Source organism: Simiduia sp., assembly GCF_058345725.1.
The window spans coordinates 17,167-30,702 of sequence record NZ_JBTUOC010000094.1 but is presented as its reverse complement, the minus strand read 5'-3'; the positions used below and the strand labels follow the sequence as shown (position 1 = coordinate 30,702).

The 13,536-nt window shown below is 50.9% G+C and carries 15 protein-coding genes; 13 read left to right on the top strand and 2 right to left on the bottom strand.

Annotated features, from left to right (window positions below; genetic code table 11):
* Nucleotides 1–151 precede the first annotated feature (151 nt).
* The 11 genes from ACW8F6_RS17840 (at nucleotide 152) to ACW8F6_RS17790 (ending at nucleotide 8,781) form a co-directional block, all read left to right on the top strand.
* Nucleotides 152–625: a hypothetical protein gene (locus ACW8F6_RS17840; protein WP_491577244.1), complete on the top strand. Its 474-nt coding sequence runs from the start codon at nucleotides 152–154 to the stop codon at nucleotides 623–625.
* 84 nt (nucleotides 626–709) lie between these two features.
* Nucleotides 710–1,156, top strand: coding sequence for a hypothetical protein (locus ACW8F6_RS17835; protein WP_491577243.1), 447 nt, complete (start codon nucleotides 710–712; stop codon nucleotides 1,154–1,156).
* Nucleotides 1,157–1,241: 85 nt separating this feature from the next.
* Nucleotides 1,242–1,505 carry a hypothetical protein gene (locus ACW8F6_RS17830; protein ID WP_491577242.1) on the top strand — a complete coding sequence of 88 codons (264 nt, stop codon included), beginning with the start codon at nucleotides 1,242–1,244 and terminating at the stop codon, nucleotides 1,503–1,505.
* 87 nt (nucleotides 1,506–1,592) lie between these two features.
* Nucleotides 1,593–1,973, top strand: a complete 381-nt coding sequence (locus tag ACW8F6_RS17825) for a hypothetical protein (RefSeq protein ID WP_491577241.1) — start codon at nucleotides 1,593–1,595, stop codon at nucleotides 1,971–1,973.
* 79 nt (nucleotides 1,974–2,052) lie between these two features.
* Nucleotides 2,053–2,616 (top strand): hypothetical protein, encoded by a 564-nt coding sequence (locus ACW8F6_RS17820; protein ID WP_491577240.1) that lies wholly within the window; start codon nucleotides 2,053–2,055, stop codon nucleotides 2,614–2,616.
* Between the two features lie 126 nt (nucleotides 2,617–2,742).
* Entirely contained in the window at nucleotides 2,743–3,132 is a 390-nt protein-coding gene (locus ACW8F6_RS17815) for a hypothetical protein (RefSeq protein ID WP_491577239.1), read from the top strand.
* 661 nt (nucleotides 3,133–3,793) lie between these two features.
* Nucleotides 3,794–4,354, top strand: a complete 561-nt coding sequence (locus ACW8F6_RS17810) for a flavodoxin family protein (protein WP_491577238.1) — start codon at nucleotides 3,794–3,796, stop codon at nucleotides 4,352–4,354.
* 660 nt (nucleotides 4,355–5,014) lie between these two features.
* A complete protein-coding gene (locus tag ACW8F6_RS17805; RefSeq protein WP_491577237.1) occupies nucleotides 5,015–6,121 on the top strand; it encodes a heavy metal-binding domain-containing protein in 1,107 nt (368 codons plus the stop codon).
* A gap of 131 nt (nucleotides 6,122–6,252) precedes the next feature.
* Nucleotides 6,253–6,564: a YdeI/OmpD-associated family protein gene (locus tag ACW8F6_RS17800; protein ID WP_491577236.1), complete on the top strand. Its 312-nt coding sequence runs from the start codon at nucleotides 6,253–6,255 to the stop codon at nucleotides 6,562–6,564.
* Between the two features lie 242 nt (nucleotides 6,565–6,806).
* Nucleotides 6,807–7,184 (top strand): hypothetical protein, encoded by a 378-nt coding sequence (locus ACW8F6_RS17795; RefSeq protein WP_491577235.1) that lies wholly within the window; start codon nucleotides 6,807–6,809, stop codon nucleotides 7,182–7,184.
* 199 nt (nucleotides 7,185–7,383) lie between these two features.
* The gene (locus ACW8F6_RS17790) at nucleotides 7,384–8,781 is read left to right on the top strand and encodes an FAD-binding oxidoreductase (RefSeq protein ID WP_491577234.1); all 1,398 of its coding nucleotides are present in this window, start codon (nucleotides 7,384–7,386) and stop codon (nucleotides 8,779–8,781) included.
* A gap of 88 nt (nucleotides 8,782–8,869) precedes the next feature.
* Here ACW8F6_RS17790 and ACW8F6_RS17785 read toward each other — a convergent pair whose 3' ends face one another.
* Both ACW8F6_RS17785 and alc read right to left on the bottom strand, forming a co-directional pair.
* On the bottom strand, nucleotides 8,870–9,370 hold the full coding sequence (locus ACW8F6_RS17785; protein ID WP_491577233.1) for an ureidoglycolate lyase: 501 nt from the start codon (nucleotides 9,368–9,370) through the stop codon (nucleotides 8,870–8,872).
* A 2-nt stretch (nucleotides 9,371–9,372) separates the two neighbouring features.
* Nucleotides 9,373–10,428 carry an allantoicase gene (gene alc, locus ACW8F6_RS17780; RefSeq protein WP_491577232.1) on the bottom strand — a complete coding sequence of 352 codons (1,056 nt, stop codon included), beginning with the start codon at nucleotides 10,426–10,428 and terminating at the stop codon, nucleotides 9,373–9,375.
* Between the two features lie 209 nt (nucleotides 10,429–10,637).
* Here alc and mrcB point away from each other — a divergent pair, with 209 nt between their 5' ends.
* Nucleotides 10,638–12,953: a penicillin-binding protein 1B gene (mrcB, locus tag ACW8F6_RS17775; RefSeq protein ID WP_491577231.1), complete on the top strand. Its 2,316-nt coding sequence runs from the start codon at nucleotides 10,638–10,640 to the stop codon at nucleotides 12,951–12,953.
* The gene (locus ACW8F6_RS17770; protein WP_491577230.1) at nucleotides 12,944–13,393 is read left to right on the top strand and encodes a tetratricopeptide repeat protein; all 450 of its coding nucleotides are present in this window, start codon (nucleotides 12,944–12,946) and stop codon (nucleotides 13,391–13,393) included. The genes mrcB and ACW8F6_RS17770 overlap by 10 nt, the downstream gene beginning before the upstream one ends.
* The last annotated feature ends 143 nt before the right edge of the window (nucleotides 13,394–13,536 follow it).

The window sequence follows — 13,536 nt, the reverse complement described above, 5'->3', positions numbered from 1 at the left end:
TAACTACACCTAAAAATCAAAAAAGTACGCATAAGAAAAGATTATGTAAAGTGTATCTGTTTGTTTTATGATCGGTAAAATTGATTCAAAGGGGCTGTGGATAAGTGGATTTTAAAAACGTTTTTCTACAGCCTCGTTATGAGGGAAGCATATGAAGGAGCTGTGTACCGCGCTTTTTAGGGTGTTTGGCATTTACCAATTGCTGTGGTCAATGGATTCATTCGGCGAAATACCATATCGCGTATACATGTCAATGCCGATTGACGCCGAGACTTTCATGTGGATGTTTCAGGATTTAATATTCCCAGTGACAATAGCTGTCTTGGTCATTGCTTTTTCTGCAAGGTTGGGTGAGTACGTCGCAAGAGGCTCTAAAGATATAAGTATTGTAGATCCTGAAAAAATTCTACCCGTATGCATATTTTTTCTGGGGATCTTCCTTTTCACGCAGGCATTTCCTAATCTAATTCATAGTCTCTATAACATCTATACAAACGAATTCCCACAGTTTGAAAATCTCCATAAGAGGGGAGGTTGGCATCAGGGAGTAATTCTGGCTATCTCTATACTATTTGTTGTCAAACCAAGGCTATTTTCAGGTGTATATAAAAAGGTGGCAGGTTAATGCCTCATAACAAACGCAACCAAAACGGGCTGTCGCCCTCGACTCGCTACGCTCGCGTTTGTTGCGGGCGTTAATGGTCAACCCATGAGAATACTTTTTCTAATAGTCGTCTTCTTATCAGCATGTACATCAAACAAGGTGGTGTTGACTGATGAAGATAAGCTCCAGCACTTAAAGGAAAATACCTTTGTTAATCGCCATAGTACGGTAAGCAAAGATTTAGTAGTGATTTACGCTCTTAGGCAGATATTTCCACTAGACAAAGAATTCTGTTTGAGCAGCGATTCAACATTTGGTATTGATTCAGTCAAATCCGCTTTGAAATTGGAAGGATTTGATCTTCGCGATTGCGCCAAGGGCATTACGAGCATCAGTTTTAGTGAAGTATTTGAGCCGGAACCAAATTTCTACACCTTTAAGTATATGATTTGGAACGGACCGTTGGCTGCCTCGTCCCAGCAGTGCAAAGTTAGAATCGAAGATTTCTCTAAGAAAGAAAATATAGAGTGTAGGGTGTTATGGGTGTCCTAAAAACCATTAACAAACGCAAGCAGCCGACTCGCTACGCTCTCGGCTGTTGCGGGCGTTAAGTGAATAAAATAGGAGAGAAATACATATGATACTGGTAATGTTTTTGGGAATGATATTGGCTGCTTCAGGTATTTACTTTGGGTTCTTCGCCATGGCCCTTAAATATGTAGGAGTAAAGAGAAAAGCATTATTAATAGGTGGGTGGATTACAGGGTTGTTTTTTATTCTTGTGGTTTCGGGTGTTTTGCAGTTGAGTATTAGTGGTAGTAACAACGCTGGCATTGCCTATATTGTCATATCCGTACTAATCTACATATTCATGCGCAAAAAAAACAAAGTAACCTCGTGAGTGGAAGTCACTTAACAAGCGTAGGCACAGCGACAAAGTTTCCGCTGCGCTCCAACTTTGCTCGTGCTACGGGCGTTAGGCAATAAAATGAATAAATCATTTGCGATTATTCTCGTGTTCCTATTTGCCGGTGTTAGCGGAGTAGCATCAGGAACTTGGCTGTCGTACACGCTCTACAAAGACGTAAACCTAGAAACTGTTAAGCTTGGAGACAGCCTGTTTTCACCTAAAACAGTGCAGTCTAGATATGAATTAAATGTAACCATAGCCAATGATATCTATGATTCTTTGAATAATAATGAAAAAGAAAAAACACTGAGAATTTTGTGCAATAGTCTGATGTTTAATGCGGAAAACCTTAATCCAGAGGTATGGGCTGGCCAGACCAAGTATGAGTACGCAGTAGAGCTTAGAGAAAAGAGCTTGAATAATTTGATCGCTCTTCGGAGCAAAGGTTATTGCGAATAATGCCTAACAAACGCAGTCACACCGGCCTATCGGCCTCGACTCGCTACGCTCGCGTGTGCTGCGGGCGTTAGGAGGTACGATGTATCAATTAATACCAGATGTTGTAGAAAAGCTAGTGGCAGCTATTTGTGCAATCTTAGAAGCTGAATCAGATAAGTTAAGTTTGCTCGAAACTTCTAGAAGAAGCTCAAATTATGGTAAAGCCAAAATATCAGGAATTGCCTTAGAATTTTTTCCAGGTAATCAGCATTTTCATATTGAGTTAATACCAGAGAAAACTTACTTTCCTGACGTTCAAGGCTGTGCTGACTTTGGTTGTAGTTTGGGTAATACCTCTTATCATCAATGCTCAATTCCTGAACAAAAGTCAGCCATAGAATTTATCTTTAAAGAATACTCTAACGCCTCAGGTGAAGATGATGCGCTACTGTTTGCAAAAGTAGTCAATTCGCTATATGTCGCAGCAGATTCAGCACTGATGGATAGTCGAGTTATCGACAAACTAAATGAAAAAAATATTTCTGCTACCCCGGTAAAAATTGGCCGGATGGGGCCATTTGGGTATTTTGTATATGATCGAGATAAATCTTTTGAGCTTAATTATTGCGAGTATGTAATGTTACATAATCTTACTAAGCAGTAATCTCTCCTAACAAACGCATTAAAAACGACGCCAAACACTCCAGTTGCTTTGTGTTTCCGATTCGCTCCAACTTAACACAAAGTAACTTCCATATTCGGCTCGTTTCATGCGGACGTTAAACGCTCTATGACTATCTTGCCGAAAATATGTCTTTTACTTATCGCAAGCTCATTGGCGATACTTTTTGCGTCAATGGGGTATTGGTTAAGACTTGATGGAAGTGAATTCCAGTTAGCGAAGAGCATTGCAGCAATCTCATCGATTGCGCAGTCTGGGATTGAATATCAAGAACCTACTATGGTTCCGGGTAATGATGGCATTACGGAAGTGCATGCAATCGTTATTTCATTAGCCATTGCGGTGTTTCTTTCTGTTTTTGCTTTTGTGGTAGCAACGACCGGAAGAGTAAGGTATGGCCAATATCGTCTATATATGCCACTGGCATTTTGTTCATTAATTTTGGCAATAGGTATAGTCTATGTTGGGTGCAAGGCTGGAATTAAATTCAGCGTTTAACAAACGCAACCAAACTAATCGGGGTCAGATAAGAAACTAATCGGGGTCAGATAAGAACTGTGGCGTTTAAATAATTGACAATTCACACTTGATCCTTTTTAGAAGTTGAGGCGGCAACTTGCTACGAAGCACCGCTCTTGGGGCCCTTTGCGCAGTGGTGAGTGGAGATCGGTTTTTAGGGGGCAACTGGGCATAGCTGCTCAATTGCGCGAGGATCAGGCTGGAGCCTTTTTTCGCGACCCCTAAAATCCACCTGGGGTGAACGAACTAGATAGGGCGCGTAGCTGGGGTAGGTTTCTTTTTGTTCGGTTTCTAAGATACGGAAAGCGCGAAGTCTCCGCTGGGCTGCGGCTCGTATGAAAGGAAAATGAACAAAATCCATGGAAGCAGGATCAGAGTACATTAAATCGCTGATTTGACGCACACGTCTTAAGGGTTAAGAGCCCAAAGTTAATAGAAATATAGTCCAGGTCGAAGCTAGTAGCTAGCCTAGAATCTATGAAGAAAATGTGGCCAGACTTCTAGATTGAAATCCTAAGTGCAATTTCACGGTGCCTGACCGTCTATCTCAGATCGGGATAATTAGCTAAAGGGAGCGGTGGATAAATGACTCTCACATACGTTTTTTTACAAATCCGTTATATTAGTTAGGGATGGTTTAATGATAAAGGTCGCAATTATTTTTCACTCGGCAACAGGTACGACAAAAAAACTTGCTGAATCGGTTGCAGTGGGTATTAGATCAGTCTCTGAGGCTGAGGTTGTCATGGTAGAAATTCTCGGAGAAGATATTATTGACGGCCGTTTTAAGAATTCAGCCCTGATAGACCAGCTAAAAGATGTCGATGCAATGATTTTCGGTTCGCCTACATTCATGGGTTGTGTTTCGGCACAATTCAAAGCTTTTGCCGATGCTACGGGGGACCTTTGGGCAGAGCAAGCTTGGTCTAATAAAATTGCGAGTGGTTTTACCATCGGATCGAGTTTAAGTGGTGATCAGTTGAATACCATTCAATACATGCAAATTTTTGCGAGCCAACATGGCATGCTATGGGCAAGTTTAGATATACCAGGTAATTGTGATGTTGAGGGGCGCAACAGGCTCGGCGCTCAATCTGGCTTGATTGCACACGCAATAAACGGTGAGTTAAGTACGATCGATTTAGTAACAGCGAAGTATTTGGGGCAGCGAGTAACCAGTGTAGCCAAGAGATTTTCTTAGTAAAAATATGCCATCTACGTCATTCAGAAAGAGTGATTAGGAAACAGGTCGGAGTGCACAAATCGCTTCTTTGACGCACACTCCTTGAAGGAGAAATGGCCCGAAGGGCCTACTAATATCTACCCCAGTCAAAATAAGCATTTAGCCCAGAATCTATCGGGTCTTGGGGCTAGGTTCCTTGATCGAAATCCAAAGTACGATTTCATGGCGCCTGACCCGTTGATTGGGTCTTTCGGCTGTTCCTTGCTGTAAATATCTGATTCGGATTGCTTTAGTGTGGCCGTGGCGCTCTTTTATTGGTGTGTAATTGGTGAAGTGCTTTGCACTGGCGGCCGATTTTAGCTGGCTGATTTTCCTGGCTATAGGGGAGCTCGCCTTGATGGTTTGGTTGCTTGTAAATGGCTGGCGTAGCAAAAGCTAATCTCTAACGTGTAAAAATGTTTGCGTAGCAGCCAAATCAATAGTGGCGGGTGCAACGTGTTAATGAGCTGCTCCAGATACCTTACCTGAAGTCATTTGTGCATCGGGTGCAAGAAGGCTAGGATAGGCGGGTTAGATAAATAGGAATTAGATCTTCTCATTCTTGAATAATATCAAAGCCTTATGATGTGAAAGGCAAGCGCTGAATGGGAAAATGCAGTACGAAGGAGTACAACTATAATGAGACATCAAAATCGACTAGGACGAAACTGGGTTGGCGTACAGTGGCTACTGATTGTAAGTCTGTTAATAATCGCGGCGCTACCAGCGCATAGCGACACCCTGCAGTCACCTACGCCTATACCAACACCAGCACAATATGTCTGCCCGCCCTGCTACCACGTCAACGATATATTTGACTCGAAAATTTACGAGCAGGGGGGCAAGTGCCCCGTGTGCGGCATGCACTTGATTGCAGTAGATGCCTCGCCGGATTGTAGTGCGCCGGCCATGCATTTGGGCTCGGGTAATTTCTGTTTTAACACTGCGCGGGGCGACGCGCTCTCGGTGTTCTACCACACACCGAACAATCTGCGGGCCGACACCCCAGTAATCGTGGTGCTGCCTGGTGCCGGCCGCAATGCTTGGGCCTACCGAGATGCCTGGGTGTCACTTTCGGAGCAATACGGTGTGGTGGTTGTGTCACCTCACTATGCAGAGCACCGTTATCCCGGCTTCTGGTCCTATAATCTGGCCGGCATGATCACTAACGTAAAAATCAATGATCAGAAGACCGCCATGAAGAGCTTTGATCGCGTGACCGATGATAGCAAGTGGTTATTTTCCGATTTTGATGCCGTGTTCGACATTACCGTAAAGGCGCTGCGCCTAAATACAGATACCTACGATATGTTTGGCCACTCGGCGGGCGGCCAAATCATTCACCGCTACGCCATGTTTCACCCTACCAATAAGGCCAATCGCTTGGTTGCAGCCAATGCTGGCTGGTATACAACGCCCGATTTCAGCGCCGCTTTTCCCTATGGTTTGAAAGAGAGTGGGCTTACCGAACGCGCGATGCCCGCGGCACTGCGTCGTAACTTAGTCTTGCTTTTAGGCGAGCTGGACAATGATAAAGAGACGCGTGGCCACCTGGTAAGAAATTCGGATGTGGATATCCAGGGTACCAACAGGTTCGATAGAGGCCAGTACTTTTTGGGTGTCGCCAACACCTTGGCGGGTTCGCTTAATGTGCCGATACAATGGCAGATACACAAGGTGCCGGATGTGGGCCACGACTACAAAAAGATGAGTCGCAGTGCTGCTGAGTATTTGTACGGCAAGTAGCTGCGCGCTATTGCACGGCGCCGATTGGATAATAAGAGTGCGGCCAGTAAATCTATGACAGCAGGCCGCCAGATTGTTTATCTGTTGTACTGTCTATTTGAAAAAGTATCGATCAAAAATAGGGTTGGCTTATGGCGCCTAAAATTTCCGGTGGACTGGTTCACGCATTGCCTATCGATTTAGCGAAGTCGCTGGCTGATAATGGCTTGGTGAGCCTATGGGAGGCACTGACGCCCATTGGCCGCAATGAATTTATTTGTTGGGTAGAAGATGCAAAACAAGAGAAGACGCGAGTGAAGCGCATTGCACGGGCTGCGGAATCTCTGTTAGAAGGTAAAAAGCGTCCTTGCTGCTGGGCAGGGTGTATACATCGCACTGATAAGAAGCCCAGTAAATGGCAACAGAATGTCTTGATAGATAGGCAATTAAAGAAAAAAGTGTAACAAGTAGACGGCTATCAGGACACCTGCTGCGAGTGAGATGTATGTCGTGCCTATCGGGCGTAAGAGGTGATAGACGGGTTCGCTTTATGGGCGGGCCGTCTAGATCGGCAGGGTTTAGTCACCTTTCCTATGGCCTTTCGTGAAGCGTGATCGGGTTAACAAAGGAATGTTTGTGAGCACGGATAGTAGAGTCTATAGATTTTAGCGGCACGAAGTACATTTCAATTCGAAAGGAGGCGTAAGTGAATATTTGGATTTTTATTGCTGGGTTAATAGGGGTGTTTACGTCGCTTGTCCATATTTTCGCCGGCCAAGTAGATCCCGTAAGGCCGTTTTTGGCGTCTGATCTGCCCGACATTCCAAAGGCGACATTGTTGGGGTGTTGGCACATGGTGTCCGCTATTTTGGTTATTAGCGGTGTGGTACTGACCTATATTGGTTGGTATGCAATCGCCGCACTTTACAGCCTGGTTGTTGGCATTGCGCTTTGCTACATCGTATTTGCGCTGGTTTTTGTTGCGGTTGGCTGGTACTACTTCAAGCTACAGACGTTTTACAAATTACCGCAGTGGGTTCTGCTGTTACCTGTGGGGCTGTTGGGGCTTGTGGGTGTGCTTTAAGCTGTGTTCGCGAGAGCGAGTTGACTAATAGTTGGAAGGCTTTAGGCCAAAGTTCACAGTGTGCTGCGAACTGCAATTCCTGGCAACGCTGGGTGAACTGTACGCGACACATGGTGAGGGCCTAGTGAAAAGCCAGTTTAGATGTTAGATGCTGGCTGTTAGATATTGGGTATTAGATGCCAATTATAGGATGCACTGAATGACTAATAGGTTCGATAGGCGCTCGGCACTTAAGCTGGCGGGCATTGGTGCATTGTGGAGCGCGCTACCAGGTTGTTATATACAGGCTGGTGAGTCGGATGCAGATGTAGTGTTTCTCACTAAAGATAATCAGCAGTTTGACAGTCGCCGTAGGCTGTTTAACAAGCGGTTAGAAATTCTCCCTCAAGTCATCGCAGTTTGTGAGAACGCACTGGGCGTACAGAAGGCTGTGCGCTATGGCAAACATTTGAATCTGAATCTTAGTGTGAAAAGCGGCGGCCACTGTTTTGAAGGTTTTTCGATTGCCGATGGCGGAATGGTGATTGACCTTTCCAATCTGAAAAGCCTTGAGCTTACGCAAAAAGATATCCTTATTGCCGAGCCTGGGGTGCGACTGGCCGAGCTATACGGCTATTGTCTACCCAAGGGGCGACTATTGCCGTCGGGTTCTTGCGGCACCGTGGGCCTGGCCGGCGTTACCCTGGGCGGCGGCTATGGCTTATTTGGTCGCCAGTTTGGCCTGACCTGCGATCATTTGATAGGTGTGCAAATGGTGACGCCCGAAGGCCAGCTTGTGGATTCTGACGATTTACCGGAGCTGCTCTGGGCTTGCCGCGGCGGTGGCAACGGCAATTTTGGCGTGGTGACTCAACTGCGCTATCACACCGTTGCCGCTCCGGAAACCCTGTACCAGCATCGCTTCAGGTCTTATAAGTTAAGCGCCAAGCGCGCTGCTGCAATGGCAAAATTTTGGTTTGCGCAATGTGAAACGCTACCCAATCATGCATTTTCCGCCTTTGTGCTTAACGGCACCACCCTAACAGTGATGCTCACGGCAACGGCGCACGATGCGGCTATGGAAAAAATCCTGGCGGGTTTTGACCGCGAGATGGATAGCAACGCCGGGTTAAAGCCCGACCCACTGGCGGTGGGGGTTAAGTATTATTATGGTCGTAGCGAGCCCTTGAATTTTAAGAATATCAGTGCGGGCTATTACCAAGGTTTTGATGACCTTGAAGGTTGTATCGAGCCACTGTGTGAACTAGTCGCTAAAACACGCGGCATGGTATTTCAGATTAATACCTTGGGTGGCGAAATAAATAATCCACAGCGGGCGGCGGGCGCCGCTTATGCACATCGCAATGTCCGTTATTTAGGTGAGGCGCAGTGCTATTGGGAAAACCAAGCCGCTGAGGCGCGCAGTTTGCAGGCCATGGGCGACGCCCAAACCCTACTGCGCGAAAGCGGAATTACCGCGCACTATGTGAATTATCCCGATATCAACATCGTCGATCACAACGCGGCTTATTATGGGCAATCTTACGCAAGGCTTAGGGCGTTAAAGAAAACCTTAGATCCTGACAATAGATTGGCCTATCGCCAGGGACTGATCTAAGGGCAAGCTGCCTACGGCTATTGTAATTTACGGCGCGTTAGTTTTCGCGTTATTGCGTGCGCCTGTAAAGAAAACCGCGTGCAACTTTTTACTGCGGTAGGCCCGCGAGGGTGATGACCTTATCGAGTATCTGCTCATCGCAATTATGCCCCTCGCCCCCGCGATCAATAACCAAAAAATCGCACGGCTTATGCAGTGCCAGACAAAAGTGGTGCCAGGTGCCGCGATGGTAGTTCACACCCTGATGGGCGCCGGCAATAAATACGCGAATGGCATTGGGGTCCAGTACACCTGCCGGTGCCACCACCACTAAATAGGGCTCGCCCGAGAGCGGCATGAACGCCTGACTGGCCAGCGGGTGCCGCTCTAACTTGGTGAGTTGTAGTGGCTGCGGCAGTGGCTGGCTGCGAAAAATGCTAACCAATGGGCGGCCACCTTGTTCATCCACATCAATCGTTGCCAGATCGTGGAATCGCTGGGTATAGCCCTCGTTGATGGGGAAAAACTGGCCGTCGGCGCGCGCTTCAATCACGTCGCCGAAGGGCGCAAAGGCCTCGGCCGTTAACGGCTTGGGGGTAATACTTGCCATGGTCAGCCGCCCACTTTTTCCGGTGTGCCAAATACGCGCATGCGCGAAATGCCGCCATCGGGAAAGATGCTCAGGCGCACGTGGGTGAACACGCTGTTGGTATCCAGCAGCTCCTTCACAAACAGGTGCTCCCGGTGGGCGTAGAGCTTGGTTTTTGGCATCAGCGGTTGCCAGCCGGTTTGGCCTTGGCCGTTAAAGTCGTCGCTTTGGGTGTTGATACCCTCCAGCGTGAAGGTATCTGGGTAGTTGCCTTTAAAGTGACAGGTGTCTATTAACAGTTTTTGTACGCGCCCGGGGCAAGCCAGCTTGACGATGGACCAATCGGGGCCCGGATCGCGCCGGCGCTTGGTCTCCCAGCCGTCGCCCATGTTTTTGCCGCGGCCGGGCATGATCAGGTTGTTTTTATCGCTGAAGAACATATCGCTGACCAACAGTGCCTTGGCGCCGTTTTTGATGGAGGCCAGATCGATGGGTTCGTTCGGTAGAAATTGCGACCAGTCCAGGGTGACATCGCCGTACACCCGCAGGCGCGCCACGCCGCCGTCGGGAAAGATATTCAGGCGCACGTGGGTCCAGGTGCGGTCATCGCGGATGGCAAAGGGATTTTGGCTGTGCGCCGCCACCGCACTTTGGGGCAACAGCGGGTGCCACTGGGTATTGGCGTCGGGCTCGGTGGTGCTGTGGCAGGCCTCCATAGACACGGATTGCGGCGCGTTGCCGCGAAAGTAATTGGTGTCTACATCTACGCCGCGAATGACACCGGCACAGCCCAATTTGACGATGCACCAGTCAAACTCGCGGCCGTTGTCGCGTCCGTAGCTGCGGCGGCTTTCCCAGCCGTCCATCCACTTGCCGCGCTCGGTGTATTTATCTTCGATAAAAATGCCGCGCCCGGGCTTGAGCAGGTTTTCCATTTCGGCAAAAAAGTCGTCGCTGCAGGCCAGTGTCTCGCCGCCTAAGCGCTCGCTGGCCAGGTCTACATATTCGGTTTTAAAGCGGCGCTCCAGCGCTGCCAGATCGCCGGTTAATTGTTGGGTGGCGTGCACATTTTCGATCATGGTGTATTCCGCACTGTGGTTCTGTTAATGGGCGGGCCTGGGGCTCGGCGCCGGTGTTAAACGATCAACTGTAGGGAAGCCGCCGATGGCCTGCAACTGTGCCAGCGCTTAATTTCGACTTAATTTTAGCGCCTGATGTCGGTGTGATTTAAGGTGTAAATGCGCCCTGCCAGTTGTAGTTTAAGGGCAGCTGGCTACACTAGCGCGCCATGGCCAGAAAAACTTCCCGAAAAAGATCCTCCCGCTCGCAAACGCGCCCCAGTTGGCGCGTTTGGGCGCTGCGGTTATGCCTGCTCGCCAGTGTGCTGGGTTTGGTGGCGCTGGTGATTATCGACATTCAATTGCGCGCTAAATTTGACGGTAAAAAGTGGGCACTGCCCGCCCGCGTCTATGCCCAGCCACTCGAAGTGTACGAGGGCAGCCGGCTGACGCCGGCGCAGCTAGAGGCGCAGCTCAAGCGCTTGGGCTACCAGCCGGTGCTGCAACTGTCTGGGCAGGGGCAGTTCGCACGGCAGCCGCAAGGTGCGCAGACCCACTACCAAATAGCCACCCGCGGTTTTGACTTCTGGGACGGCCGGGCGGCGCCGGCGCGCTGGCAGTTAACCCTGAATCAGGGGCGGGTAACGCGCCTGGAGGGCAGTGTCGACAGTGATTTTCTGCGTTTAGAGCCGGAGTCCATTGGCGGCATTTTTCCCGCGCATTTGGAAGATCGTCTGTTAGTGCGGCTGGCCGACATTCCGCCGCTCTTGGGTGAAACACTGATCGCCGTGGAAGATAAACACTTTCTGGAGCATCACGGCGTATCGCCCAGGGCCATCGCCCGCGCGCTGATGGCCAATGTGCGCGCCGGCGGCGTGGCACAAGGTGGCAGCACGCTTACCCAGCAACTGGTCAAGAATTTTTACCTCACCAGCGAGCGCAGCCTGTCGCGCAAGGGCTTGGAAGCGGTGATGGCGGTGCTTTTGGAGCTGCACTACAGCAAGGCCGAAATTTTGGAAACCTACTTGAACGAAGTCTACCTTGGCCAGCAGGGCGCAAAATCCATTCACGGATTTGCGCTGGCGTCGCAACATTATTTCAGGCGACCGCTGGCGGAATTGTCGGCCGACCAAATTGCGCTTTTGGTGGGTTTGGTGAAGGGGGCATCCTATTACAACCCCTGGCGCTCGCCTAAGCGCGCCAAGGCGCGCCGCGACTTGGTGCTGTCGGTCATGCGCGATGCCGGCCTCATTTCCGAGGAGCAATACCAGCAGCATCGGCGTCGACCGCTGCGCATTGCCGCGCAAAATAGCGAACCGGTCACCCGCTATGCCAATTTCTTGGATCTGGTCAAACGTCAATTGACGCGCGACTACCAGCCCGCCGATTTGCAATCGGAAGGACTGAATATTTTCACTACCCTGGACCTCCAAGTGCAGCAACACCTGGAGTCAACGGTGGCCGATCAGTTGGTGCGCACCGAGGCCGACTACGGACTACCCAAGGCGAGCCTGCAGGGCGCCGCCGTGGTGGTGCGGGTGGGCAGCGCCGAGGTGTTGGCACTGGCCGGCGATCGCAATGCATCGGTGGCGGGGTTTAACCGCGCCTTGGATGCGCGTCGGCAGATTGGCTCCCTGGCTAAGCCGGCAATTTACCTAACGGCATTGATGCGGCCCGAACACTACCAGCTCACCACCCTGATCAGCGACGCGCCGGTGCGGGTGGCGGGGCCCGATGGCGATTGGGAACCGAAAAACTACGAGCGCAAGAGTCACGGCGATGTGCCGCTCTTCGAGGCCCTGGCCAAGTCGTACAATCAGGCCAGCGCCCGTCTGGGTATGCAGCTCGGGTTGTCCTCAGTGGCGGACACACTTGGCACTATGGGTGGATCTACCAAAATTCCAGAGGTGCCCGCCATGCTGTTGGGCGCCGTGGCCATGTCGCCCCTGGATGTGGCTGAGCGCTATCACACCCTGGCCGCCGACGGCTTTTACGCGCCCTTGCGCGCCATTAAATCGGTCACGACGAAAGACGGCGAGCCGTTACAGCGCTATCCGCTGGCGGTGCAGCAACGCCTGCCGGCCGAGGCCGTCTATCAGCTGCAGTACGCACTGCGCGCGGTCATGCGCGAGGGTACGGGCCGCGGTGCCTATCGGTATTTGCCCGAATCGTTGGATGTGGCTGGCAAAACTGGGACGACCAACGATCAGCGCGATAGCTGGTTCGCAGGCTTTACGGGCGAGCACTTGGCTGTTACCTGGGTCGGCCGCGACGATAATGGCACCACGCCGTTAACCGGTGCCACCGGTGCGTTGCCGCTTTGGTCGCGTATACTGGCGGGCATGGAAACTCGGGGCTTGGATGCGCCGGCACCGGCGGGTGTCGCGCTGCACTGGGTAGAGGCGAGCACGGGGCTCGCCAGTGCCGAGAATTGCGCTGGAGCTCGCTTAATGCCCTTCTCACAAGGTCGGCGGCCTAGCGGGCGGGCGCCCTGTGAACACTTAGAGCACCCCCTTAAACACTGGTGGAAAAAATTATGGCAGTAGTTCGCATTGCGGTCTTGTGGCTGATGGCCGCGTATCTGATGGGTTGCGCCACGGCAACCTATGAACCTCACGCGCCCGCGTCGGAAGTGCCATCGCAGCCGGCGCCTGAACCCGAGGTAGAACAAGAGATTGCGCAGCCTCCGTCGCCTGAACCGCAATCTGCGGCACCTGCGCCCGTCGACAACAGTGCTGCGGTCGCGCGCATACTGGCGCGCGCGCAACAGCAATTGGCACAGGGGCAATATGCCGCCGCCATTGACACCGCCGAGCGCGGCCTGCGAGTCGATCGCTATTCCGCCAGTCTTTACCGAGTGCTGGCCGAGGCCTATACCGGCCTGGGTGTGGTGGAGCAGGCCCGCAATTTCGCGCGCCTGGGATTGCGATACGTGGGCGCCGATACGGCCCTGAAGCGACAGTTGGAAGGGTTGGCAGGCCAGTAATGACCTGACCTGCACGCGGATGTTAGTATGCACATCCGTACTTAATACCGCTCGATAGGCGCCGCCGGCGCAAGTTGTAGTCGAGCAAATGGGGGCGAGACGTACCGATGATGCGAGTTGGCCCCCGCTATTTCTTGTCTACA

Coding starts and splice junctions, on each gene's coding strand:
- ACW8F6_RS17840 (WP_491577244.1), top strand. CDS start 152: ATGAAGGAGCTGTGTACCGCGCTTTTTAGGGTGTTTGGCATTTACCAA.
- ACW8F6_RS17835 (WP_491577243.1), top strand. CDS start 710: ATGAGAATACTTTTTCTAATAGTCGTCTTCTTATCAGCATGTACATCA.
- ACW8F6_RS17830 (WP_491577242.1), top strand. CDS start 1,242: ATGATACTGGTAATGTTTTTGGGAATGATATTGGCTGCTTCAGGTATT.
- ACW8F6_RS17825 (WP_491577241.1), top strand. CDS start 1,593: ATGAATAAATCATTTGCGATTATTCTCGTGTTCCTATTTGCCGGTGTT.
- ACW8F6_RS17820 (WP_491577240.1), top strand. CDS start 2,053: ATGTATCAATTAATACCAGATGTTGTAGAAAAGCTAGTGGCAGCTATT.
- ACW8F6_RS17815 (WP_491577239.1), top strand. CDS start 2,743: ATGACTATCTTGCCGAAAATATGTCTTTTACTTATCGCAAGCTCATTG.
- ACW8F6_RS17810 (WP_491577238.1), top strand. CDS start 3,794: ATGATAAAGGTCGCAATTATTTTTCACTCGGCAACAGGTACGACAAAA.
- ACW8F6_RS17805 (WP_491577237.1), top strand. CDS start 5,015: ATGAGACATCAAAATCGACTAGGACGAAACTGGGTTGGCGTACAGTGG.
- ACW8F6_RS17800 (WP_491577236.1), top strand. CDS start 6,253: ATGGCGCCTAAAATTTCCGGTGGACTGGTTCACGCATTGCCTATCGAT.
- ACW8F6_RS17790 (WP_491577234.1), top strand. CDS start 7,384: ATGACTAATAGGTTCGATAGGCGCTCGGCACTTAAGCTGGCGGGCATT.
- ACW8F6_RS17785 (WP_491577233.1), bottom strand. CDS start 9,370: ATGGCAAGTATTACCCCCAAGCCGTTAACGGCCGAGGCCTTTGCGCCC.
- alc (WP_491577232.1), bottom strand. CDS start 10,428: ATGATCGAAAATGTGCACGCCACCCAACAATTAACCGGCGATCTGGCA.
- mrcB (WP_491577231.1), top strand. CDS start 10,638: ATGGCCAGAAAAACTTCCCGAAAAAGATCCTCCCGCTCGCAAACGCGC.
- ACW8F6_RS17770 (WP_491577230.1), top strand. CDS start 12,944: ATGGCAGTAGTTCGCATTGCGGTCTTGTGGCTGATGGCCGCGTATCTG.